Origin of the sequence: Enterobacter sp. 50793107 (assembly GCF_001463365.1) — a bacterium.
Lineage (GTDB): Bacteria > Pseudomonadota > Gammaproteobacteria > Enterobacterales > Enterobacteriaceae > Enterobacter > Enterobacter cloacae.
Map to the genome: position 1 here is coordinate 1 of NZ_LNII01000092.1, position 869 is coordinate 869.

Here is an 869-nt window from a genome sequence, read left to right on the forward strand (position 1 = left end):
ATTGTTCTGATCATTCGCATTGCTGTCCGTCAGGGGCACCTGCCCCTTCGTAATGTCAGCAATGCCATTAAAAACATCACCTCCGAGAATCTTGATGCGCGGCTGGAACCGACACGCGTTCCCATTGAGCTGGAGCAGCTGGTTATCTCGTTCAATCATATGATTGGAAAGATTGAGGATGTTTTTACCCGCCAGGCCAATTTCTCTGCCGATATCGCGCACGAGATCAGAACACCCATCACCAATCTGGTGACGCAGACTGAAATCGCTCTGAGTCAGGATCGAACGCAGAAGGAACTTGAGGATGTCCTCTATTCCAGCCTTGAAGAGTATAACCGGATGACCAAAATGGTCAGCGACATGCTGTTCCTGGCACAGGCGGACAATAATCAGCTGATACCTGACAGGGTTCGGTTTGACCTCAGAGCAGAAGTCATGAAAGTCTTCGAGTTTTTCGAAGCCTGGGCCGAAGAACGCAATATTATGCTCAAATTTAACGGGATGCCCTGCCTGGTTGAGGGAGATCCACAAATGTTCAGAAGAGCGATCAATAATCTGTTATCCAACGCCCTGCGTTATACCCCAGAGGGACAGGCAATCACCGTCTCAATAAGAGAGCAGGAGAGCTTTTTTGACCTTGTGATTGAAAATCCGGGGAAACCAATCCCTGAAGAGCATTTATCAAGGTTGTTTGACCGTTTTTATCGGGTGGATCCGTCCAGACAACGAAAAGGAGAAGGCAGCGGCATCGGCCTTGCGATTGTGAAGTCAATCGTGGAAGCACATCACGGAAGAGTGCAGGTGGAATCGGACGTACACTCAACGCGTTTTATCTTATCCGTGCCCAGACTGGAGAAAATGATTCAGGC

Annotated in this window: 1 pseudogene; it reads left to right on the top strand. The window is 49.0% G+C overall.

Annotated features, from left to right (window positions below):
* A pseudogene (gene silS, locus APU11_RS13885) lies at positions 1-869 on the top strand (copper/silver sensor histidine kinase SilS); the annotation flags it as partial.